The sequence below is a fragment of the Herbinix hemicellulosilytica genome, from assembly GCF_002904165.1.
Lineage (GTDB): Bacteria > Bacillota > Clostridia > Lachnospirales > Lachnospiraceae > Mobilitalea > Mobilitalea hemicellulosilytica.
In genome coordinates this window covers 121,740-145,693 of sequence record NZ_CVTD020000015.1, presented here as the reverse complement: position 1 = coordinate 145,693, position 23,954 = coordinate 121,740, and the positions used below count along the sequence as shown (strand labels likewise).

The window sequence follows — 23,954 nt, the reverse complement described above, 5'->3', positions numbered from 1 at the left end:
CGTCTATACTATTCTCTTAAATTTCTTTTCCAGTTCGTATTTGCTCATAGATATTATAACCGGCCTGCCGTGAGGGCAGTTGTAAGGGTTCTCAAGGGTTAAAAGCTCATTTATCAACGAGGATGCTTCTTCAAAAGAAAATTCATGGTTGGCCTTAACGGCCGCCTTGCAGGCCAGGGATGCGGTTTTTTCAAGAACGGATTCCGGCCTGGGCTGTCTTAAGCTTGAAATCTCCTGAGTCAGCTCGTCAACAAATTCAAGAAATAAATCCTTGTCTGACAAATTATATAAGTCTGCCGGTACCGCCCTTAAAGAAAATTCGTTGCCTCCGAAATGTTCTATTTCATATCCAAGCTTTTTTAAAACTTCCTCATGAGCCGAGATTGCCTCCTGCTCGGCAAGGGAAAGAGTAAGCACAATTGGAGGCATAAGCATTTGAGAGGTATGTCTGTTTTCCCTTGCTGCGGCAATTATTCTTTCATATAAAACCTTTTCATGGGCGGCATGCTGGTCGATGATGTAAAGATCGTTTTTATATTCCACAAGCCAGTAAGTGGAAAATACCTGGCCGATAATTTTATGGTTGGCAGCAGCTTTGACAGATAAAAAGGGAGCTTCTGTAATGTCGTCATTTTCTGCAAATAAATCAAGCTGCTTGGCATCAGATATCATATTCTGCTTATCTGATAAATTGCATATATCTCTTTGCGCATATGTTTGATAATTATTATTTTCCTTAGTCTTATCGGATCCGGTGTAATTATCGCCATCCTTAACAAGATTATCGGCACTGTTAGCCGGAAGAATGTCATGATTATTTGGATATAAGCCTGACAATTTATGATTTTTCCCGGATTCACCTGATATATCGTTATTTGTCATATCCGGTTGTATATATCCATAAACCGGCTTACTCATATCCGATAAGTTGTGGTTAATTGTGTTATCATGATTTGCCAGGGTTTCCAAGGCCTTAAGCTGGCTTAGCCTGTTCTTTTCAAACGGCTCGGGAAGCTTTTTTGCTGCCGGTACTTCCGGTGCTTTTTCTTCGGTTAAGCTGATATGCGGTATAAGTTCTTTTCCGGCAAGTGTTTCTTTAATTATTTTGCATGTTATTTCATAAACATCATCGGAATTTTTAAGTTTTAATTCCAGTTTCTGAGGATGGACGTTTACATCCAAAAGCGACGGGTCTATCTCATAATACAGGGATGTAAAAGGATATTTATGCTGCATCATATAGGGTTTATAAGCGTCCTCTATGGCTTTGGTAATAATATAATTTTTAATATATCTTCCGTTGATGAAATAATTCATAAAGTTCCTGTTGCCCCTGCTTATGGTGGGCTTGCCTATAAAGCCGCTTACTTTTACGTCACCGGCAAAATGCTTTACGTATAAAAGTTCTTTTGAAATATCCCGCCCGTAGATTTGATAAAGCACGTCCTTAATATTATTATTGCCAGATGATTGAAGAATTAACTTATTATTTACAATAAATCTGAAGGATATACCGGGATGGGACATTATAAGTTTTTCCATCAGGTCATTTATATAACCGGCTTCCGTTTTGGCTGATTTTAAAAACTTTCTTCTTGCCGGCGTATTGAAAAACAGATTGCGTACTATAATAGTTGTACCGTCGGGACAACCGATTTCTTCCAGGGATTTTTCTTCGCCCCCTTCGATTATGTAACGATAGCCGTTTAATGAGGATGGCTCTTTGGTAATAAGTTCGACCTGGGATACGGCAGCTATGCTTGAAAGGGCCTCTCCCCTAAAGCCCAGGCTTTTTATATCAAAAAGGTCTTCGGCTGTTCTTATTTTGCTTGTGGCATGGCGCATAAATGCCAGGGGAATATCGTCTTTTGCTATGCCTGTACCGTTATCGGTTATTCTAATAAAACTTAAGCCGCCTTCTTTTATTTCAACAGTTATGGCAGTAGCTTTGGCATCGATGGAGTTTTCGATAAGTTCTTTTACCACTGCCCTGGGGCGCTCAACTACTTCACCCGCGGCAATTTGATTTATTGTGTTTTCATCCAGAATACGGATTAATGACATGGCGGCCATCCTTTCTGTAAAAATTTTTGCTACTATATTCTTTTTCGTATTTTTTCCTGGTATTGGTATAACTTATTTAAAGCGTCAATCGGGGTTAGCTTATTTATATCAAGATCCCGTATCTCCGTTATAATATCTTCGTTTCCAGAAACCGAAAACAAAGACAATTGCTCTAACGGCAATGTTTCCTGGGTAAACTCGTCTTTAGGCTTTTGTGAACCGGCTGATATGGATTTTGCCTTTAAGGCCAGATCGTTTCCCAAAAGCTGTTCTACAATTTCATTGGCTCTTTTAAGAACCGCAGCGGGAACTCCTGCCAGTTTTGCCACCTGGATGCCGTAGCTTTTGTCTGCTCCCCCTTTTACTATCTTTCTAAGGAAAATAATATCGTCACCCTGCTCTTTGACGGCTATGCAGTAATTGTTGACCCCGTCAATTTTTCCTTCCAGTTCGGTCAGTTCATGGTAATGGGTTGCAAACAGAGTCTTGGCTCCAAGTACACCGGTATTGCTTATATATTCGACAACAGCCCAGGCAATGGACAGTCCGTCATAGGTGCTGGTACCCCTTCCGATTTCATCAAGTATAAGCAGGCTGTTTTTTGTGGCATTTCTTAAGATGTTTGCTACTTCAGTCATCTCCACCATAAAGGTACTTTGACCTCCTGCCAGGTCGTCGGATGCTCCTACTCTGGTAAATATTCTGTCCACAATGCCTATTTTTGCACTGTCGGCGGGTACAAAGCTTCCTATTTGGGCCATAAGGACAATAAGGGCGGTCTGCCTCATATAAGTGGATTTTCCCGCCATATTGGGGCCTGTTATAATGGAGATGCGGTTTTTATTGTTATCAAGCAAAGTGTCGTTTGCCACAAACATACCGTGGGATATGGTTTTTTCCACCACGGGATGCCGGCCGTTTTTTATATGTATATATCCGTCTGTGTTTATTTCCGGACATACGTAATTATTCTGCTCAGCAACCAATGCTAAAGAGGCAAAGACGTCAAGCTTGGCTATGGCTTTGGCTGTCTTTTGGATTCTCTTTACTTCCAGGGCAATCTTATCCCTGATTTCACAGAATAAGTCATACTCCAGTGAAAAGAGCTTGTCTTCCGCCCCGAGAATTATGTCTTCCAGTTCTTTTAATTTGTCGGTGGTGTACCGTTCCGCATTGGCCAGGGTCTGTTTTCTTACCCAGTCTTTCGGAACCAGGTCCTGATAAGAATTGGTCACTTCCAGGTAGTAACCAAAAACCCTATTATATTTAATTCTCAGATTTTTAATTCCTGTAGCTTCCCGTTCTTTTGCCTCCAGTTCCATAAGCCAGTCTTTTCCTTCAGTTTTGGCTTTTCTTAAACGGTCAACCTCCGCATTATATCCGTCTTTTATGATGCCCCCTTCTTTTATGTTAATGGGAGGATCATCTTTAATGGAATCATCAATCAGCTTATAAATGTCCGAAAGATCATCCAGTTCATCATAAATTTCTTTAATAAGTTTGCTGTCAAAATTCTTTATTAAGAATTTGATATGGGGAAGGGTTTCAAGGGATGTTTTAAAAGCAATTAAATCTCTGGGATTGGCGCTTTTGTAGCTGATTCTTCCCATCAGCCGTTCAAGGTCATAAATGGTGTTTAAATATTCCCTTATCTCTTCCCTTGTAATTACATTATCCTTTAATTCCTTTACGGCAGAAAGCCTTTCTTTAATTAAATCATAATCGATTAAAGGCTGTTCCAAATAGCTTCTTAGAAGCCTTGCACCCATGGCTGTTTTGGTCTTATCTAAAACCCAAAGCAGGGACCCTTTTTTCTGCTTATCCCTGATGGTTTCGGTAAGCTCCAGATTCCGTACGGTTGAGCTGTCAAGGAGCATATATTTGTCGTAAGTGTATGGGGTGAGCTTCGTGATATGAGTAAGGGTGTTTTTTTGAGTTTCTTTTAAATACTGCATTATGCTGCCTGCGGCAATAACTCCGATGGTATAGTCCTTAAGGCCGATTCCGTCAAGAGTTGCCACACCAAAATGCTCCATCAAAGCCCTTACGCATAAATCGTCGTCAAAATACCAGGGGTCAAGGGGAGAAAGGGAAAGGTTGTTTATGGATCTGACAGCCTGTATGTCAATACCGGAAACCATAAATGAATCGTTACATATGATTTCCGACGGTGCCCACTTGTATATCTCGTCCAATAGTTTTCTGTTGTTGTCTATCTCGGTAACAAAATAATCTCCGGTTGTAACATCGACAACGGAGATACCGTACAAATTGGTGGTATGTACAACGGACATAAGATAATTGTTCTTTGTCTCATCAAGGGCTTGGGTATTTATGTTGGTTCCGGGTGTTACAATTCTTACTACTTCTCTTTTTACAATACCCTTGGCTGTCCTTGGGTCTTCTATCTGTTCACAGATAGCCACACGGTATCCACGGGCTATTAACTTACTTAAGTAATTTTCGGCGGCATGATAAGGAACCCCGCACATGGGAGCCCTTTCATCTTTTCCGATAGGTTTTCCTGTCAGTGCTATCTCTAATTCCCGGGAGCAAATTTTGGCATCCTCAAAAAACATTTCATAAAAATCGCCCAGACGGTAAAATAAAATACAGTCTTTATATTGCTCCTTTATCTGCATGTATTGCTGCATTAACGGAGTGAGATTTTCCATTAAGGTACTGTCCTTTCTTATGTAAAATATTAATGAACTTGCTTATAAAAGTATATCATATGAGATTATATTTTCAAAAGGATTTTTAGCTAAATTAAATTAAGAAAAGGCGCTATAAATTTAGCACCTTTTTATCAGTTGAAATTATCTGTAATATCCTGTTTATTTTATTTGATTCGCAAGTGTAAGTACTGAACTATAAATTTTTCCGTATAGTCTGCCGTTATATAGGCTATGACTATTATACGAATCAATTATAAATATGTCTTAAAATGATTTATAATTTACTCCATAATAACATCTTCCAACAAATCAGTCCCGTCGGCAGCAGATGTGGCAAGAAAATCACATCTTTCGTTTTGGGGATGGCCGTCATGGCCTTTAATCCAAACGAATTGCACCTTATGAGGTTCCATAGCCTTAAGAAGCCGTTTCCATAAGTCTACGTTCTTTACCGGTTCATTTTTTCCCCTTTTCCATCCCTTTTTAATCCAGCCTTCAATCCAGTTTTCGTTAAAGGCCTTAACCAGGTATTGAGAATCCGAATATAAAGTTACCTGACAGGGTTTAGTGAGAGCTTCAAGGCCTACGATAGCGGCCATCAGTTCCATCCTGTTGTTGGTGGTTTTTTTGTAGCCTGCACTGTATTCCCTTATATGCTCCTGGCCTTTGGAATCTACATATACAATAATTGTGCCATAACCGCCGGGGCCTTCGGGATTGCCCCTTGCCGCCCCGTCGGTATATATATCTACTTTATGCAACATATTTCACCTCTCAGATTGTGCTCCATTCTCCGGTTTTCAAATATTCATCTGCGGCATTTTCAGCCGCGGTAATTATATCCTCGGAATAACCTAAAAGCTTTAAAAGCTTTATGGCATTTCTGGATACGGCTCTGCCTTTGTATAATTTGTAATCAAATAATACCCGGTTTCCTTCCACCCTTTCTCTGAAATGATAATTGGAGTACAGATTTTCCAGTATATAAGTCAGCTCAATATCATGGGTTGCTGCAAAACAAAGGGTGTTTTTTTCCGTAATTGATGCCAGTATCCGTGAGGAAGCCGCTATCCTTTCCAAAGTATTGGTACCCCTAAGCACTTCGTCAATAAAGCAAAGAATGGGATAGTCTTTGCCGGCATTGTCCAAGATTCTTTTAAGGGACTTGATTTCTACGATAAAATAGCTTTCGTTGCCTAAAATATTGTCTTTTAAGGCCATGGATGAGTAAATAAGGAAAAAGTTTGCCTTGTACTCTCTGCTTAGGGAAGTATATATGGTCTGCGATAAAATGGCGTTAATTCCTAAGGATTTAATAAAGGTGGATTTGCCGGAAGCGTTTGAGCCTGTTATTAATGCACACCGATCCTCAGTTATGGAATTAGGTACAGGATCACTAATAAGCGGATGGTAGACATCAACTACGGAAAGCTTGGGATTTCCGTAATCGTCTGAAAGTTCAGGTATGCAAAAGTACTCTACCATATCTCTGAAAGAAGCTGCGGCTATCATAGCATCCAGGAAACCTACCGTCTTAAATATACGGATCATGGTATCCATATGTTTCTTAAAATAGCTGACCATTGAATTATATTTTATAATATCGTGGTGGGTAATCATCCTGTAATAATCAACCACAGCTTCAAGGATACTTCCGGTGACATTTCTGGCAACCACTATGAAAGAACCTCTTTTATACTGTTTAAAGGTCTTTAAATCGGAGGCCAATTGCTTAAAATAAGCATCCAGCTCCGGTACGGATATTTTTAATATAGCTTCCGTGCTGTCCAGCAGGCGAAGCTGAAATGCTATTATAGAGATATAATTATCTATTTTTGCCTTATATTTAAAATATGAAAAGATATTAAGTGAAATTGTTGTAATGGTAAGACTAACACCTAAAAACGGTTTTATAAGAATAAGCCCAATCGATACAAGCAAGGCAATATTTAGAATGTAATGGGGAAGGTTGCTTTGGGGCTTTTGACCGCTTAACTTGCCGGTATAATCAAAAGCGGATAAATTTCTTAATTTTCCTACATTTTTTAGTTTAGCCTGTATTGCTATCCGCTCGTTTTTATGAGACCGGAAATACTCAATCAGACGGTTCCTTTCTTCCAACTCCTCCTTTGAAAAAGAAGGCTTTCTTAAAAGGGCATAAAGGCACTCTTCTCCCAAGGAACATTGGGTATTGTTAATAAGCTTATATATTTCGTCCATGTCAAGATCATTCCAGGTAATGTCGTCCACATCCAGGTGGTTGTCTTTTTCGGACAAATACAGAGCTTTTATTGCTTCCATTTTTATCGGGGAATATTCATTTTCAGGATAAAAACCCCATTCTTCTTCTAATTGCTTTATAATCAATTTTTTATGCTTATATTCGTTGACTATTGACCAAATTACCAGTGCTATAAAAATAATAGCGATATATAAAATAAAATCCATGGCAATACACTCCGGTTTACAGTTTAGTTATAACATTCGTTTACTATGATACTTAAGAGGTATTCAATAAATTATCTTCCAGTAATCAATGATATTTCTCTAAGTATTATATCAACATTATTCTTCCAGATAAAGTTGCCGGCTACTTTCTTATAGCCGTTTTCGGCTATTTTCTTTGCCTTTTCTTCATCTTCAAGCAAATTTTTTACTTTCTTAGGCAACTTATCAAGCTCACTAAGGAAATAAAAAGCTATATCTTCTTCGTCTGTAAAGTTTTCAAGCAGCCAGCTGCTGGTATCGGTAAGGCATACGGATTTTAATAACAATGAGTTAAAGACCCTGTAATGGGTACCGGCTTTAAAGCCCGGCATAACATTTAAGTTAATTTTTGCATTTTCCATATAGGAGAAAGTTTCTTTAAACGGAATCCGGTCGCTAAGTATATTTAACCGATGCTTGTCTTTTACGGGAAAGTTGTTCCATCCCCTGCCTATAACATACAACTCAAAACCTGCATCCAGTAATTCTTTTATTACAAGCTCACGGTAATGCATCCTAACCATCCAGTCAAGGGGTTCGGCGGCCCTCATCAGGGACTTGAAATAATTTGTTTCAAGTCCCATGTTGTGCCCGGCAAGGGCATCCTTAAGCGCTTCTTCAACGGTTTTTTGACTGTTTGCAAATAAGTCCGAAGCTGCGTCCATAAAAATTTCAAACAGTTTTGAGTTTCCTACCAGCTTATGTATCTGGTCAACATATCCTTTCGGATTGTAATATGTTCCCGAAAACAGAATATCGTATTTTCTTTCTGTATAAGGTATAGGGGCTTTATCAGGTAATGTACCTGCATGAGGCAAAAACATGACCCTTTCTACTTTCGGAAAATATTTCTTAGTGTATTCTACATGCTGCATATCAGGGCAAAATTGAATGTATTTTTTGGGAGGGTCCTCCATAAGCGGATGAAAGCGAAACGGAGGGTCCATAAGTATATTGACCACACAGCAGCCAAGCATATTCCAAAATTCCTTATATACCTGCTCATTTACGCCTAACCTGTCAAAACAGATTGCCGCATCTACACCTTTTTCGCAAAATTTAAGCATTCCGTCAAAGGAATGGGGGCCATCCTGGGATTTTTCGTTTAAATCCCATATGTATGTTTCACAGCCTCTTACTTTAAGTTCATTGTTAAGCTCATCGGTAAAATAATTAAAAGATTCTATACCGCTATAAAATAAGACTATACGCATAAATTCACATCCTTAGTAATTATTATCTTATGTTAAGCAATTATTAAGTTTTTTAATTCTTAACTTTTGTTTACAGTATAGCATAACCTTTAGCAGATAATAAATTAATTTTTTTATATTTCACTCTTTAATTTTAAGAATTTTATGCGGCTGGTAAGTCTTCCAAAGTAACACAATAAACTGATAAGTAATATAAATATATTTCACATCAAAAAGGGCGGAAACTAAAGTTCCGCCCTTGTCTGAAGTCTTATAATTTAATCTTTTTTATGAATTAAGGTTAATCATTTATATATCTTACACATTTAATAGGTTTTCTGTAATTTAAGTTCGAAATCTTGATACCGTCTCTTCTGTTGCTTGCATGGATTACCTTATTGTTGCCGATGTATATTGCAACATGGTTAATATATCCTGTTGAATTATTACCGTAGAATACCAAATCTCCGGGTTTTAAGTTGGAGGCGGATATAGTTTTTCCGCTTCTTGCCTGTTCTCTTGACGTACGAGGCAGATTGGTATATCCGAATTGCCTGTAGACATATAATACGAATCCGGAGCAATCCACACCGCCGTCTCTGGAGAAGCTGGTACCGCCCCATACATAACGGTAACCGAGATATTTCTTTGCATAATTAACCAGATTTGCTCTTAAAGATGATACACCGGGACCAAGTTCCAATTCCTCCAGGGTATAAGCATGAGGAAGTTCATAGGATAAATCCACATATTCCTTGGCAACATATCCTACAATACCTACCTGGTCGTCGTCACCTTCCAAACTTACCTTAACCCATTTATTGTGCTCTTTGCCGTATACTACTACCAGTGGATCCAAGACCAGTAATTGCTCTCCCTTGGCCACATAGTCAAGTATAGGCACGGATTCGTCCGCAGAAGGTTCTTTTCTTACACGAAGACCGTCAACATTGGCGGTAGCAACATATTTGGCAATTTCTAAAGCTTTCTTTGAAGCTTCGGAACCGGTAATAAGATATTCACTTTTTACATAACCGGTAACCTTACCGGATTTTATTTTTGTCCAACCGTTGCTATCCGGTTCTATAATTTCACAGCCTGCATCTTTCGGCATCTTGCCGATTATCTTTCCGTTCTCACTTGGCTTTTCCCTGACTAACAGGTTTGTTTGTACATTGGCTATTCCTATATTGATAAATCCCGGAACAGGTGTCTCAGTTTCCCCTATAGATGAGGATGTTATTTCATTTATGTCTTTATCCAGCTGTATAGCATAACCTGCTTTGTCATACGGGTAACCTGCCACTGCATATTCAACTGCCAATGCCGGAGTATTGTATGCTGTTGACAGTATTACTCCCGTAACACATGCCAGGGATAATTTCAATAGCTTATTATCCATTGAGAAGATCCTCCAAATTAATGTTATCTAATGATGCAGATTACAGTAGTCTTCAATATAAAATATTAAGGGAATAATAAAATTATTACATAAATGTTAAATATGTTACGTAAGTATAATATCAAAGTGGCATAATTTTGTCAACATTATGTCAAAAGTTTTTTAACTTTCGGCAATATTAACAAAATAAGCCAATCAGATAGGACTATATGCCCATTTGATGGCTTCAGGGATAAAATTTCAGAATAAAATAAAAGAAAATAACAGAGCCGCCCTAATACCTGTATAGGTATCGGGCAGCTCTTATATTTCATTAAAAAATTCTAAAGGTAAGCTGGTAAGGATAGATAATTTTATATTATTATGCAGATTAAACCACCGTTACTGTCATTAATGATTTTTTGCATGGTTTCCTGCAGCTTAATCTGGCTTTCATCGGTAAGTTTATTTACTTTACTGTTAATTCCTTCTTCAACAAGCTGACGTATGGATTTTCCGAAAATGTTTGTTTCCCATATGCCTTCAGGATTATCTTTGCTGTTCTCATTTATATAGTTGATCAAATCTTTGGCCTGCTCTTCCGTTCCTACTATAGGGGCAATCTCAGTCATAATTTCCGCACGAATCATATGAATCGAAGGAGCGTTGGCTTTTATCTTTACTCCGTACTTGCTGCCGTGTTTCATAATTTCAGGTTCTTCAATACGGATTTCTTCTTTTGAAGGAGATACAACGCCGTAACCTTTGGCCTTTACCTGGTTTACAGCCTGAGAAACTTTTTCAAATTCGGCTTTCTTTGCAGCCAGTTCTTTTAAGGTAGAAATAAGCTGATATTCGCCGGTAATAGGCACACCTATTAAGTCGCTCAAAATCTTATAGTAATATGTATCGTCCAGTTCTAAGTTTACCGCTACAGTTCCGTCCTGCATATTTACTTTGTCAAGCTTAACCCGTTTAATATAATCACTGTCAGTGACAAAATTGGACGGATTGGCATCCTTTATGCGGGTAATGTTACGGAACAGATTTTTTACCGAGGCAATAAGATCAGCCTTTAACCAGTGGTCAGTAGGAAGCATTTCAGCCCATTTGGGCATGTAGAAATTAATCTCGGTTACAGGGAATACCGAAAGAATATTTTCCATGATTTTATGTATATCTTCTTTTTTCATTTGTTCGCAGTTTAACGGTAATACCGTAACGTCATATCTTTTTTCTATTTCTTCGGCAATTCTTAAAGTATCGTTGGAATAGGGCTTGCTGGTATTTAAAATAACTATAAAGGGTTTTCCCAGCTTTTTAAGTTCTTCTATGGTTTTTTCTTCAGGTACCATGTAGTTCGTTCTCGGAATTTCACCGAAACTGCCGTCTGTTGTGACTACGATGCCTATGGTGGAATGGTCGTTGATTACTTTTTTGGTTCCAAGTTCGGCAGCTTGGGTAAAAGGTATTTCATGGTCAAACCAGGGGGTCTTTACCATCCGCTCATGATCATTTTCGATATGGCCCGATGCCCCTTCCACCATGTAGCCAACGCAGTCAATAAGACGGATTTTAAATTTTGTTTCGTCATTCAGAGCTATAACGGCCGCTTCCTTAGGTATGAATTTCGGCTCGGTAGTCATTATGGTTTTACCGGCAGCAGCCTGGGGCAATTCGTCAATAGCCCTCTCCCTTGCATGGACATCCTCGATGCCCGGTATAACCAACAGGTCCATAAATCTCTTAATAAAGGTCGATTTTCCTGTTCTTACCGGCCCAACCACACCTATGTATATTTCACCGCCTGTCCTAGCCTGAATATCATTATAAACATCATACTGCCCTAACATATGTCAACCTCCTATTGGTTATACTTAAAGATATGCAGGGCAGTACAAATCTATGATATTTGAATATTTACTTGTAATATTTTATTATAAAAAAATCTTAATTTAATTTTCCTATTTTATTAAAAGGGAAAAATCTGAAAACAACTTTTCCTTCCACATGGCTTATATCAATAAGTCCGAAATCTCTGCTGTCCAGGCTGTATTCTCTGTTATCCCCCAGGACAAAAAGCTGATTTTCTCCTACTGTCAGAGGAAGGTCTATACTTCCTTCATAAGTAACACCTTTTGCATAAGGCTCATCAAGAGGATTTCCGTTTATGTAAACTAACCCGTCTTTTATATCAACCACATCGCCCGGAACGCCTATAACTCTTTTTACAAGCCTGTCTTTGCTGTTTTTTGTACTGTTTAAAGGCAGCATCTGTTTTAGTGAAAATAAAAATCCTTCGGCAAAGTTTCCAATTTTTCTGTTTCGGTAAAATACAATGATATCACCTGTTTTGGGAAAACTCTTTTTATAGGAACGGCGGCTTATAAACAGTTTATGATTTTCATACAATGTATCCTGCATGGAAACTTCTTTGACGGTTGCTATTGAAAATAACTGGCTGTTAATAAATGCCGATATAACAAAAGCAAGGATAATAACTGCAAACCAGCTTAAGGCTTCTTTTGTTATTTTTACCCATTTGTTATTCATAAAAATTGTCCTTTCGTCGGTTAATATAATGCATCAAGTATAACCATTCCCGCATCCTTGAAACAAGCCCGGGATATGGCAAGTTTCTGGCTTTCTCATTATCAGCTTTATTAATGTGGATTTCCCTGCCCCGTTATACCTACAAGGGCGGCCTTATCTTTCGGATGAATGGTCAGATTAATTTTTTTAAGTGTGCGTTATCTATTGTCAGGGTATACTTGGTGTAAAAAATACTGTCTTCGTAACAGCCAAGTTCTGCATTTCCGGCTTTTTATAGAGATCGGTATAAAGTTTATGATATATTTTACATCATTTATAGGAAAAAAGCTGCCTTCAAGATAAGATTAATAAAACGAGGCAGCCATAAAAAAGGTACCGGATAAGAGTGTGAATGAAAGTATTCTTATAAAGCTTTCCGATCTTTTTATTGCACCGGCCAGATACCGGATAAAAAAGACGCTGTAAAATACCGATTCTGTATATCCGAGGATCATGTATTTTGAGCTAAATAAAAGTTTAATCCCACTGTAAGGTTTTATATTCCGGACGCTTGTCCCTGACCAAAAGGTCGGTTGCGGCATCCAACGGAGATTTTCCTTCGAATAAAACCAGATTAATTTGTTCTACTATAGGCATTTCCACATCATATTTCTTTGCCAGAGCAAGCGCCGCCTTGGCGGTATTTACTCCCTCAACTACCTGATTGACTTCCTTTATTACTTCATCCAATGTTAAGCCTTTTCCGATCAGGTATCCGGCTTGTCTGTTGCGGCTGTGGCGGCTTGTGCAGGTAACGAACAAATCACCTATCCCAGATAGGCCTGCGAATGTTTCCATACAACCGCCCATCTTGATGCCCAGACGGCTGATTTCGGCAATTCCGCGGGTCATTAAAGCTGCTTTTGTATTGTCTCCCATGCCTAGACCGTCAATAATTCCTGCAGCCAGAGCTATGACGTTTTTAAGTGCCGCACCAAGTTCGATTCCGATCATATCGGGACTGGTATATACACGGAATACTTCATTCATAAATATATCCTGAATAAATTGGGCAGTCTTTTTGGAAGATGAACCAACTACAATTGTAGTAGGTATCCTACGGCTTACTTCTTCCGCATGGCTGGGGCCTGACATTACGGCAATATCTGCCTGAGGAATTTCCTCTCTTATAACATCGGCTAAAGTAAGCAAGGTTTTTTCTTCTATTCCTTTGGATACGTTAACTATAATCTGACCCTCTTTTATATAAGGGCTTGCTTCTTTGGCGGTTGCCCGCACATAGGGGGATGCTACCGCCATAACTATAAGATCTTTATCGGTACAGACCTCTTTAAGGTCCAGTGTAATCTTTACATCTTCAGGAAGTTTTGCACCGGGAAGATTTTTTAGATTGTCTCTTGACTCTTCCAATGCTTTGGCTTCTTTTTCGAGTTTGGTCCACAGGGTGACATCATGTCCGTTGTCAGAAAGAAGTATTGAAAGTGCGGTTCCCCAGGTTCCTGCACCAAGTACCCCTATTTTATTCATGAAATACCTCCTTAATTATTTATTATTGTCAATTTTAACTCTTTGTCCCAGTTTATTTTCAGTACCGTTCAATAAACGTTTTATATTTGAACGGTGCTTTATAAAAGCAAGTATGGTATATATCAATGCTACCAACAGCATATGTATTTCGCCGGGATAACGGACTGCAATCCATATGGGGAATAATAACGATATAAGCAGGGAGCCGACGGACACATATCTGGTTATTGCCACTGAAATTACAAATATAGGTAGCCCGATGGGGATAAGCCATGGGTCAAAAGATGCCATAGCCCCTGCCGTGGCCGCAATCCCTTTTCCGCCTTTGAATTTCATCCATGCGGGGTAATTATGGCCCAGTACCACACCAAGACCCGTATAAAGTATCAGCAATTTTACGTATTCCGAATCCGGGAAGATAATATGCCGCACAAGTAATATGGGAATTATGGCTTTTAGCATATCACCAAGCAAAGTTAAAAGTCCGGCTTTGGCACCCAGGGTCCTTAAAGCATTGGTAGTTCCGGAACTTTTGCTTCCGTATTGCCTGATATCTACATTGTATAGTTTTCCGATTACAAATCCGGTGTTAAAACAGCCGAAAATATAGCCAAAGAGCAAGCATATGATTATATAAGCAATCATTTATGAATTCTCCTTTCGCTCCCTTATAAGAAACTTTAAGGAAGTCCCGGCAAATCCGAAAGCTTCCCGGATTTTATTTTCAATGTATCTTTGATACGAAAAATGCATCAAATTTTTATCATTAACAAAAATGACAAAGGTAGGAGGTTTTACCGCAACCTGGGTAATATAATATAGCCTTAACTGCTTTCCTTTGTCCGAAGGCGGCTGCTGAAGGGCTGTAGCTTCCGCCAGGATCTGATTTAATACGCCGGTTGCAATACGAAGATTCTGATTTTGGATAACCTTTTCTATAATATCAAACAATTTATTTAATCTTTGACCGGTTTTTGCGGAAATAAAAACGGTTTCCGCATATGGGATAAAGGACAAAACTTCCTGAATATCCGCGGTGTATCTTTTTACCGTATTGTTATCCTTTTCTATCATATCCCATTTGTTGACTGCAATTATAATGCCTTTTCCCCGTTCGTGAGCAATTCCGGCTATCTTTGCATCCTGTTCGGTAACGCCGACACTCGCGTCAATAACAAGGACCGCCACATCGGATCTTTCGACGGCCGCAACCGTACGGACAATGCTGTAGCGCTCGATATCTTCCTTAATCTTACTTTTTCGTCTTAAGCCCGCCGTATCGGTAAAGATATATTCCTTACCGTTTCTACGGACGGTTGTATCTATGGCATCTCTGGTGGTTCCGGCTATATCGGATACTATAACCCTGTTTTCACCAAGCAGTTTATTTATAATAGACGATTTACCTACGTTGGGGCGTCCTATTATGGCAATTCTGGGACGGTCGTCTTCTTCGTCGGCATCAACCGTGGTTTTAAAATGCTTAACAACCTCATCCAGCATTTCTCCGAATCCCAATTTGGAAGCAGCTGATATGGGTATTGGGTCACCTATTCCAAGATTATAAAATTCATAAACATCCGGCATCTGCTTGTGAAAATTATCGACTTTGTTGACTACAAGTACAATAGGCTTTTGGCTTCGCCTTAACATATCGGCGACTTTTGAATCGGCGTCAACGAGGCCCTGGCGGACATCTACCAAAAAGATGATAACATCCGCTGTTTCTATGGCGATTTCTGCCTGTTCACGCATATGGGCAAACATTTCGTTTTTTGTGTCCGGCTCAATTCCTCCGGTATCTATCAGCGTAAATTGTGTATTTAACCATCTAACATCGGCATAAATCCTGTCCCTGGTAACGCCGGGATAATCCTTGACAATGGATATCCGTTCTCCTGCCAGGGCGTTGAATAAAGTTGATTTTCCAACGTTAGGTCTTCCGATTATAGCTACTATTGGTTTCCTCATAATCGTACTCCTGTTATGCTTTATAATTTAAGTAAGTTTTATTTGATATTATCGAAGCAGATTACATTTGTATATAATAACGTTATTCGATATATCAATTTAAAGTATATATGATATTAAAATGTTAAAAATAAGGTTTTTTCAGGCATTTAATATGGCATCTATGAAAGACTTTCCATCTGATTGTACAATAGAGATTTTTGTTTGTAAAGCTCTTTCAATATCGTCGGTGGTTATATCGTCAAGCAGTATGTTCTCACCGTGCCGCAGAATCACATCCGGCAACAGTAGAACCCGGCCGAGATTTTTTCCTTTAAGTTGCCTGATAATGTCACCGCCGGTTAAAAGGCCCGCTACTGTTATATCTTTGCCAAAAAAATCATTCTCTATTGTATGAATATGAATTTTAATGTTCGGGAATTTTTCCGTAAGGTCTATTGCCATACGGCTTAGATAAGGAGATGCCAAAACTCCTGTGGCAACGGAAAGGTCCTTTGACCGATCGTCGCCTTTCAGTTCCTTAAGGTAATTATAAAATTCATCAGTAAAGGACCTTAGCATGCCTACTCCGTTTTCTATCTGGGGATAACCCTCATAATCTTCTTCTTTCGGAATAGGAAGCCCGGCACTGATATACCACTCGTCCGCGGCATAAACAAACCTTGTATTATAATGTTTGAGAAAAATTTGCTGCCATCGGTGAATGGTTTCAATAACTTCTATAGCATCTTCTTTTGTAAATTTTTCAAGGGGGGTTAAGTTTTCCCTGAATTTTGTTATTCCCACCGGAACTACTGAAACACTTTGCATCTGTGGTATATAAGCCGAAAGATCATGAATGGTTTTTTCGAGTTCTTCTTTATCGTTCCATCCTTTGCAAAGTACTATCTGTCCGTTCATGGTTATGCCGGCATCCTTTAACCGTTTCATTTTGGACAGGGAACTGCCGGCAAAACGGTTGTTCAGCATTTTGCATCTTAATTCTTCGTTGGTGGTATGAACGGAAATATTAATGGGTGAAAGTTTGTAGAATATAATCCTGTCGACTTCTTCGTCACTTAAGTTGGTTAAAGTGATGTAATTGCCCTGAAGGAAGGACAACCTGGCATCGTCATCCTTAAAATATAAGGTTTCCCTCATCCCGGGAGGCATCTGGTCAATGAAGCAAAAAATGCATTTGTTCCGGCAGGATCTGTAAGAATCCATAAGGCCTTCTTCAAAGACAATGCCTAAGTCGTCATCATAATCTTTTTCTATCTCCAGTTCCCATTCTTCCCCGTCGGGTTTTCTTATGATTATATTTAAAAATTCGTCTTTTATCAGATACTGATAATCAAATATATCTATGATTTCGGTATCGTTTATGGATAAAAGCTCATCGCCGGGAGCAAGGCCCATTTCCTCGGCTATGCTGCCTTTTTCCACTTCTTTAATAATGTGCGCTTTATTTTTCATATGATACACCAATTTTCCTATAATTTTGTTTTCTTGAGTAATATTATTTGATTTCCTTATCGGTTATTGCCAGAAATGCCGCAAGGCTACCCCTTTTTCCGCCTGTTTTTCTGTGGGAAAAGAACAGATCGCTGTTGCAGGCTGTACAAACTTCCGAAACATGAATATTTTTTTGCTGCAGACCCGCATCCAGTAATACGCGGCGGTTTGCCTCCCAAAGATTTAACTGATAGCGGTTATTTTTATTTTTGCATAGTATTTCCGTATTTTCATTTTTTAAAGAGAACACTTTGCGAAATTCTTCCGCCACCTCTTCTCCTACTTCGTAACAATCGGCACAGATAGAAGGGCCTATAACTGCAATGATATCTTCGGGATTGCTGCCGAAAGCATCTTTCATCTTTTCAACGGTTTTATAGCCGATGCGGCCAATCGTACCCTTCCAGCCGGAATGAGAAAGACCGATCGCTTTTTTTATCGGATCCACAAAAAACAAGGGAACACAATCGGCATATTTTGTTACCAGGGTAATATTGGGCTTATTTGTAATTAGCCCGTCTATTTCTTCATAATCCCTGGGGCGTATAAAACCTTTTCCCCGGTCGTTTTCGTCCACGATCCGGATATTGGTTTTATGAACCTGGTCGGATAAAACCAAAGATTCGGGTTTTACACCGATACTTTCGGTAATTATAAGAAAATTTTGACGGATATTTTCCGGGTCGTCCTGATACGGCAAGGGGCCGGAGCCCAGATTCATTGAAGAAAACATTCCGGTACTAACACCGCCTAGTCTGGTGGAAAATCCGTGAGTTATAAAAGGAATTTCAGAAAATACGGGAAATTCTATAAAAGGGGCTTTGCCTGACCTGTTAAGCCTGGCTTTATTGGTATCTGTAAAAGTCATTAATTTACCTCCGTCTACCAGATGCCTTCGAAAGCGTTCTTAATAAGCGAATACTCATTGTCTAAAATCTCAACAATATCAAAACGGCAGGGGGTGTCCTCGGGATAATTGTTAAAATGCATATAAGTTAAGGCAGTTCGGACAATTCGTTTTTGTTTTCGGTTGTCAACAGCTTCTGACGGAAAACCATGCTCGCTGTCCGAACGGTATTTTACCTCAATAAAACAAAGATAACCGTCCGACTTTCCTATTATATCTATTTCTCCGAATCTGCACCGATAATTTTTCGCAAGGATTTGATAACCCTGTTTTTCCAAATATTCGGCAGCCTTTCGTTCGTATTCTGATCCGACTGCTCTTTTGTTCATAACATATTCCCCCACATGACTAAATCATCTTGCTTTTTAGCTGATCCATGCGGTCAACAAATAAAAGAACCTGAGCCACAACTTCATAAAGTTCCGGAGGGATGTAAGAGCCGAGTTCCAGGCGGGAAAGGGTATCGGCCAGGGTTTCGTCCTTATGGATCGGTACATCGGATTCTTTAGCCCTGTTTATAATCTTTTCTGCCAGATAACCTTTGCCTGTGGCAACGATTTTAGGTGCTATTTCTTCCGGATTGTAAGATAAAGCCACGGCGGTTTTATTCATGTCGGGTTTATCGTTTTTATCATGGATTATATTGGTATTTTTGTTGAAATGATCCATATAAATTCCTCCTGATTTGGGTTGTGGCATTTTAAACCGTTAATTAAAATATATCCCTCTTATTTTAGCTATATGTATCTATATATTTTACGGTCGTAATACTTATATATGCAATAATAATTGTTTATTTAAGAGATATACGGTGACTTTATTTCATATAGTTTTCTATGGTATTTTAAATATAGTCATGTATAAAACTGTGCCGGTGTATCGGGGAAGGACCTAGGCGTTTAAGCGCTTCGATATGATCCTTTGTACCGTAACCTTTGTTATGGGCAAAACCATAACCGGGAAATACTTTGTCATAGGCAACCATAAGCCTGTCTCTTGTAACCTTGGCAAGAATACTGGCAGCAGCTATTGATATGCTTTTGCAGTCACCCTTAACTATAGGCACCTGGGGTATATGTACTTCCGGTATGGTAAGGGAATCTACAAGTATTATATCAGGTTTTATTTTCATATTGCTTATTGCCTGGCGCATGGCCGCGTAAGTTGCATTAAGGATATTAATTTCGTCTATTTTTTCGGGAGGAACGCTGCCTATACCGTATGAAACGGCATTTTTTATTATTTCGTCAAACAGCTCTTCCCGTTTTTTTTCAGAAATTTGTTTTGAATCGTTTATATACAAGATATCAAAATCTTTAGGCAATATAACAGCTGCGGCAATAACCGGCCCTGCAAAAGGCCCCCGGCCTGCTTCGTCTATTCCGCAAATATAGGTATAATCCGAATATTTGCGTTCGTAGATTTTCATTGAATCGATACGTCTAAGTTCTTTTTGATATTCTTCATATTTTGAGCTGTACTGGCGGCAAATATTTTTAACACCGCTTCTTTCATCCGATTTGTACTTTTCCAATAAAGCCGGGATACTGTCCATCTTTGCCTGCATGAATTGAAGTTTTATCTGGGCTACGGTAAGATTGGAAAAGTCATTATTTATATTTTCCAAATGTCTGCACATCCTTTGTTATTTAATTTTTTTGTGTACTAAGATATTCAATGCCTAATTTATATAACCTAAGTCTATTTATCGTCCGATGCAGGCGTTTATTCCGGAAATTCCAGAGTAACCTTTCCCAGGCGCCCGTTTCTGAATTCGTCAATCAGTATCAGTGCCGCCCTGTCAATATCGGGCTCCCCGCCTTTCATAATACATGACCGTTTAGTGGCTATTTGCTCAAGGACACCTACACCGTCTTTAATTGATTCCAAATTATCGGGTATAAGTATGTCATAACGGTCTTTTAAGGCGTTGGGATAATATTTGCTTAGAAAAAGTATAAGCTCCAATGACAGTTCAGTCATCTGAATTATATCGTCATTTATAGAGCCGATAAATGCAAGACGCATACCGGCAGCAGGATCTTCAAACTTGGGCCATAAAATTCCGGGAGTGTCAAGAAGCTCTATTTTTGAGCTTAATCTGATCCACTGTTTGCCTTTTGTTACGCCGGGCTTGTTTCCTGTCTTTGCGGTTGCTTTGCCCACGAAACTGTTTATAAAAGTGGATTTGCCCACGTTGGGAATTCCCACAACCATAGCCCGGACAGGCCTGTTTAAAATACCCCGTCTTCTGTCCCTTTCTATTTTTGCTTCACAGGCTTTATATACGATATCTTTTATCTGATTAATCCCCTGACCGTTTTTTGAATTGATTAAAGCCGTATGAAAGCCTTTATCTTCAAAATATTTTTTCCACATTTCATTATATTTTGGATCTGCCATATCATATTTATTGAGAAGCAGAACTCTGGATTTATTGCCGGCTAAAGCATCTATATCCGGATTTTTACTTGACAATGGAATTCTGGCATCTACAAGTTCTATTATGACATCTATTAATTTGATATTTTCCTGCATCATACGTTTGGCTTTGGCCATATGACCGGGATACCATTGTACATTCATTATAATACCTCATTTTCTATTTTTATGATTCTTTTAAGTTAAGTTTGCTTATGAAGTTAAAAGGAGATAATCTTAAAGAAGCTTTTCCGATGATTTCATCTCTTGTTATATTTCCGATACTGGCAAATCTGCTGTCTTCACTGTTGTTTCTGTTATCGCCAAGTACAAAATATTCATTTTCCTCCAGCACTATTTCTTCTGCCGCCAGTCCGTAATTGACCATTTCATCGACTTCGATTATTTCTTCCAGCACTTCACCGTTTATATATATATAACCGTCTTTTATCTGGACGGTCTCGCCGGGAAGGCCTATAATACGCTTAATATTGTAAAAACTGTGTTCTTTTCCGCTTTGTTTAAATACAATAACATCAAAGCGCTTCGGATCAGATACATGATAAATAAATTTATTAATTATGATCTGGTCATTGGCAGAAAGGGTTTTTTCCATCGAACTTCCTATTACAGTAGTTTTCTCAACACAATAATAAATTATAAAATATGCAAGGAAAATAACCGCCGCAATTTGTGCCGCCCAAATAAATATTTCAATCAGTATTTTCATAACAGCAGGTTTTTTGCTTTCCCGTTCAAAATCAAAGTCCAATGTAATTCTCCCCTTCCGCCGTAAGTTTTTTTATCAATGTCAATCTAAAATTAAATCAGGAAAAATTAAAAGTTTTTATAAAATATAAATTTAATTTATTAAATGTGCTATATAATGTGTTTTATATTAAATTTAAGATTAAAGTTTCCAATTATAAAATAAAATCATTAAATTATAAGATAAATATTAATGTAACTTAATTATCTACAAATCAAATAAATAAAAATTTATTGAGACTAATTTTTGTTTCAAAGAAACTGTTTATCTTATTATATATTGAAATAAGGCAGGTTACAACCTAATATTGCGGTTATATAAAGCCGGTAATATGTTTCGTATAAAATCATATAGGTTAAGGCATATTTGTTCAATAAAAAAGAGACAATACACAAGGTATGTCCCTTTTTTTCGATTACTTTAATTACTTTAATATCTCTTTAACTTTAGCTTTCTTACCGACTCTGTCACGCAGATAGAACAGTTTTGCTCTTCTTACTTTACCGCGTCTTACAACTTCAATCTTGTCAATGTTAGGACTGTGAAGGGGCCAGGTTTTTTCTACACCTACGCCGCTTGAAGTTTTTCTTACGGTAAAAGTTTCTCTTGCACCACCGTGCTGTCTTTTAAGTACGGTACCTTCAAAAACCTGAATTCTCTCGCGGTTACCTTCCTTAACTTTTGCATAAACACGAACCGTATCGCCTACATTAAAATCAGCAATATCGTTTCTCAACTGTTCTGCTTCGATTGCTTTGATAATATCGTTCATTTTGTGACCTCCTATCATTTAGATGTTCTTATTACACAGAGGTAACAGAGGACCATCCATTCTCACAATTCTTAACTTTATCATATAATTTTACATAAAGCAAGTATTTTTTACTCATATATATCATAATTTTTTTCAAATATCAATCGGGTTAAAAACTCCCGTTCTTCTTCAGTTAAATTTGCATTTTCCAGTAAATCGGGACGTCTTTCATAAGTACGGATAATTGATTGCTTTCTTCTGTATTCTTCAATTTTGGCATGATGACCGGAAAGTAAAACTTCAGGAACTCTACGGCCCATAAATACTTCAGGCCGGGTATATTGAGGGTATTCGAGCAGATTATCCTTAAAGGTTTCAAATTCAGCACTTGTTTCATTGTTAAGTACACCGGGAACCAACCGGGAAATTGCATCAATGAGAACAAGAGCCGGCAGTTCGCCGCCGGTTAGTACATAATCCCCTATGGAAATGTTGTCCGTTACTATCATTTCCAGGACCCTTTCGTCTATACCCTCATAATGACCGCATAGCAGGATAAGGTCTTCCTCCCGTGAAAGGTCCCTGGCCATATTTTGATTGAATATTCGGCCCTGAGGAGTCAGATAGATAACCCTGGGTTTTTTAAAATTGGTCTGATCTTGTTTTGATAATTTTATGTGATTTACCAAATATCCGTATGCTTTATACACAGGTTCGGCCTGGATAACCATACCTGCTCCGCCGCCATAAGGGTAATCGTCAACCCTGTTATGCTTATTGTTGGCAAAATCCCTTATATTTACCGTATTTACGGATATGATTCCTTTTTCAATAGCCCTTCCAGTAATACTGGTATTTATGGCAGTTTCTATCATTTCAGGGAATAAGGTCATAACATGAAAATTCACATTTCCCACCGTACCTTTCGTAGGGTTATCTTGGTATTCGTTTATATTAAACCGTTCATTAAATGAACTTTTATCTTTTTATTTTCAATATCTATATCGAGAATACACTCTTTAATGGAAGGAAGCAAAATTTCTTTATTGTTTTCGTTTTTTACCACATAAACATCATTAGCCGCTGTGGTAATTACTTCAGTCAGAATACCAAGCCTGTCCCCTTCATCCGTAAATACTTCCGAACCTATAATATCACAGATAAAATATTCGTCTTTTTCCAGTTTTATTGCTTCTTCCCTGGGGACTAAAAGATCCTTACCCCTGTATTTTTCTATATCGTTGATATTATCGAAACCTTTAAATTTTAGTATAACAGACTGTTTAAAGTATTTTACCCCTTCTACTTCCAGAGACAAATAACCTTTTCCGGTATCCAGATATACATTTTTCAGGTATTCAAAACGGTTAATATCGTCTGTGGTGGGATAGACTTTAACCTCACCTTTAATACCGTGGGTTGTTGTAATAACGCCTACTCTCAAATAGTTTTCCATTGCTTTCTTCCTCTATTTTTATTAATTTTTATTGAAGTATAATCTTTACAGAATTTTTTCTTTATTAAAATATCACTTTGAAATTTCCTTTATAATATTACATCGACTAAATAAAAGACAAATATGTGATTTGATTTTCGATTAAATATTAAAGACAGGTATTAAACAGCCCAATACCCGAACATAAAATAAAACGATAATTTTGTAAAGGCAACTAAATTACTATTTATTATCTATAATCTTCAAACTTTTATAAAGATAATTGCAATTGAATATAATTGCATTTTATATGAAAATAA

At 38.2% G+C, this 23,954-nt stretch carries 21 protein-coding genes; all 21 read right to left on the bottom strand.

Features of this window, described 5'->3' with window-relative positions; all coding sequences use genetic code 11:
* Positions 1 to 3: 3 nt before the first annotated feature.
* The 21 genes from mutL to rimM all read right to left on the bottom strand — a co-directional run bounded on the left by mutL (position 4) and on the right by rimM (position 23,655).
* Complete coding sequence (mutL, locus tag HHT355_RS05730) at positions 4 to 2,064, bottom strand: DNA mismatch repair endonuclease MutL (RefSeq protein WP_103202475.1); 2,061 nt, start codon at positions 2,062 to 2,064, stop codon at positions 4 to 6.
* A 32-nt stretch (positions 2,065 to 2,096) separates the two neighbouring features.
* Complete coding sequence (mutS, locus tag HHT355_RS05725; RefSeq protein ID WP_103202474.1) at positions 2,097 to 4,739, bottom strand: DNA mismatch repair protein MutS; 2,643 nt, start codon at positions 4,737 to 4,739, stop codon at positions 2,097 to 2,099.
* Between the two features lie 284 nt (positions 4,740 to 5,023).
* Positions 5,024 to 5,506, bottom strand: a complete 483-nt coding sequence (gene rnhA / locus HHT355_RS05720) for a ribonuclease HI (RefSeq protein WP_103202473.1) — start codon at positions 5,504 to 5,506, stop codon at positions 5,024 to 5,026.
* A gap of 10 nt (positions 5,507 to 5,516) precedes the next feature.
* Positions 5,517 to 7,190, bottom strand: a complete 1,674-nt coding sequence (locus HHT355_RS05715; protein WP_103202472.1) for a MutS-related protein — start codon at positions 7,188 to 7,190, stop codon at positions 5,517 to 5,519.
* A gap of 71 nt (positions 7,191 to 7,261) precedes the next feature.
* Complete coding sequence (locus tag HHT355_RS05710; protein ID WP_103202471.1) at positions 7,262 to 8,443, bottom strand: glycosyltransferase family protein; 1,182 nt, start codon at positions 8,441 to 8,443, stop codon at positions 7,262 to 7,264.
* Between the two features lie 280 nt (positions 8,444 to 8,723).
* Positions 8,724 to 9,824, bottom strand: a complete 1,101-nt coding sequence (locus HHT355_RS05705) for a C40 family peptidase (RefSeq protein ID WP_103202470.1) — start codon at positions 9,822 to 9,824, stop codon at positions 8,724 to 8,726.
* A 353-nt stretch (positions 9,825 to 10,177) separates the two neighbouring features.
* On the bottom strand, positions 10,178 to 11,656 hold the full coding sequence (gene spoIVA / locus HHT355_RS05700; protein ID WP_103202469.1) for a stage IV sporulation protein A: 1,479 nt from the start codon (positions 11,654 to 11,656) through the stop codon (positions 10,178 to 10,180).
* A gap of 97 nt (positions 11,657 to 11,753) precedes the next feature.
* Positions 11,754 to 12,356 (bottom strand): signal peptidase I, encoded by a 603-nt coding sequence (gene lepB / locus HHT355_RS05695; RefSeq protein ID WP_103202468.1) that lies wholly within the window; start codon positions 12,354 to 12,356, stop codon positions 11,754 to 11,756.
* Between the two features lie 516 nt (positions 12,357 to 12,872).
* Complete coding sequence (locus tag HHT355_RS05690; RefSeq protein WP_103202467.1) at positions 12,873 to 13,883, bottom strand: NAD(P)H-dependent glycerol-3-phosphate dehydrogenase; 1,011 nt, start codon at positions 13,881 to 13,883, stop codon at positions 12,873 to 12,875.
* 15 nt (positions 13,884 to 13,898) lie between these two features.
* Positions 13,899 to 14,528, bottom strand: a complete 630-nt coding sequence (plsY, locus tag HHT355_RS05685) for a glycerol-3-phosphate 1-O-acyltransferase PlsY (RefSeq protein ID WP_103202466.1) — start codon at positions 14,526 to 14,528, stop codon at positions 13,899 to 13,901.
* A complete protein-coding gene (gene der / locus HHT355_RS05680; protein ID WP_103202465.1) occupies positions 14,529 to 15,854 on the bottom strand; it encodes a ribosome biogenesis GTPase Der in 1,326 nt (441 codons plus the stop codon).
* 141 nt (positions 15,855 to 15,995) lie between these two features.
* Positions 15,996 to 17,309, bottom strand: coding sequence for a DUF512 domain-containing protein (locus tag HHT355_RS05675; protein ID WP_103202464.1), 1,314 nt, complete (start codon positions 17,307 to 17,309; stop codon positions 15,996 to 15,998).
* Between the two features lie 43 nt (positions 17,310 to 17,352).
* Positions 17,353 to 18,216, bottom strand: coding sequence for a peptidoglycan editing factor PgeF (gene pgeF, locus HHT355_RS05670; protein WP_103202463.1), 864 nt, complete (start codon positions 18,214 to 18,216; stop codon positions 17,353 to 17,355).
* 14 nt (positions 18,217 to 18,230) lie between these two features.
* Entirely contained in the window at positions 18,231 to 18,584 is a 354-nt protein-coding gene (locus HHT355_RS05665) for a YraN family protein (RefSeq protein WP_103202462.1), read from the bottom strand.
* Between the two features lie 19 nt (positions 18,585 to 18,603).
* Complete coding sequence (locus tag HHT355_RS05660) at positions 18,604 to 18,924, bottom strand: EscU/YscU/HrcU family type III secretion system export apparatus switch protein (RefSeq protein WP_103202461.1); 321 nt, start codon at positions 18,922 to 18,924, stop codon at positions 18,604 to 18,606.
* 175 nt (positions 18,925 to 19,099) lie between these two features.
* A complete protein-coding gene (locus HHT355_RS05655) occupies positions 19,100 to 19,882 on the bottom strand; it encodes a ribonuclease HII (protein ID WP_278320043.1) in 783 nt (260 codons plus the stop codon).
* Positions 19,883 to 19,980: 98 nt separating this feature from the next.
* Complete coding sequence (ylqF, locus tag HHT355_RS05650) at positions 19,981 to 20,841, bottom strand: ribosome biogenesis GTPase YlqF (protein ID WP_103202459.1); 861 nt, start codon at positions 20,839 to 20,841, stop codon at positions 19,981 to 19,983.
* Between the two features lie 22 nt (positions 20,842 to 20,863).
* Complete coding sequence (lepB, locus tag HHT355_RS05645; protein ID WP_242967556.1) at positions 20,864 to 21,448, bottom strand: signal peptidase I; 585 nt, start codon at positions 21,446 to 21,448, stop codon at positions 20,864 to 20,866.
* Positions 21,449 to 21,869: 421 nt separating this feature from the next.
* Entirely contained in the window at positions 21,870 to 22,217 is a 348-nt protein-coding gene (gene rplS, locus HHT355_RS05640) for a 50S ribosomal protein L19 (RefSeq protein WP_103202458.1), read from the bottom strand.
* A gap of 110 nt (positions 22,218 to 22,327) precedes the next feature.
* Positions 22,328 to 23,107, bottom strand: a complete 780-nt coding sequence (gene trmD, locus HHT355_RS05635) for a tRNA (guanosine(37)-N1)-methyltransferase TrmD (protein ID WP_103202457.1) — start codon at positions 23,105 to 23,107, stop codon at positions 22,328 to 22,330.
* Positions 23,108 to 23,148: 41 nt separating this feature from the next.
* Positions 23,149 to 23,655, bottom strand: a complete 507-nt coding sequence (gene rimM, locus HHT355_RS05630; protein ID WP_103202456.1) for a ribosome maturation factor RimM — start codon at positions 23,653 to 23,655, stop codon at positions 23,149 to 23,151.
* Positions 23,656 to 23,954: the final 299 nt, after the last annotated feature.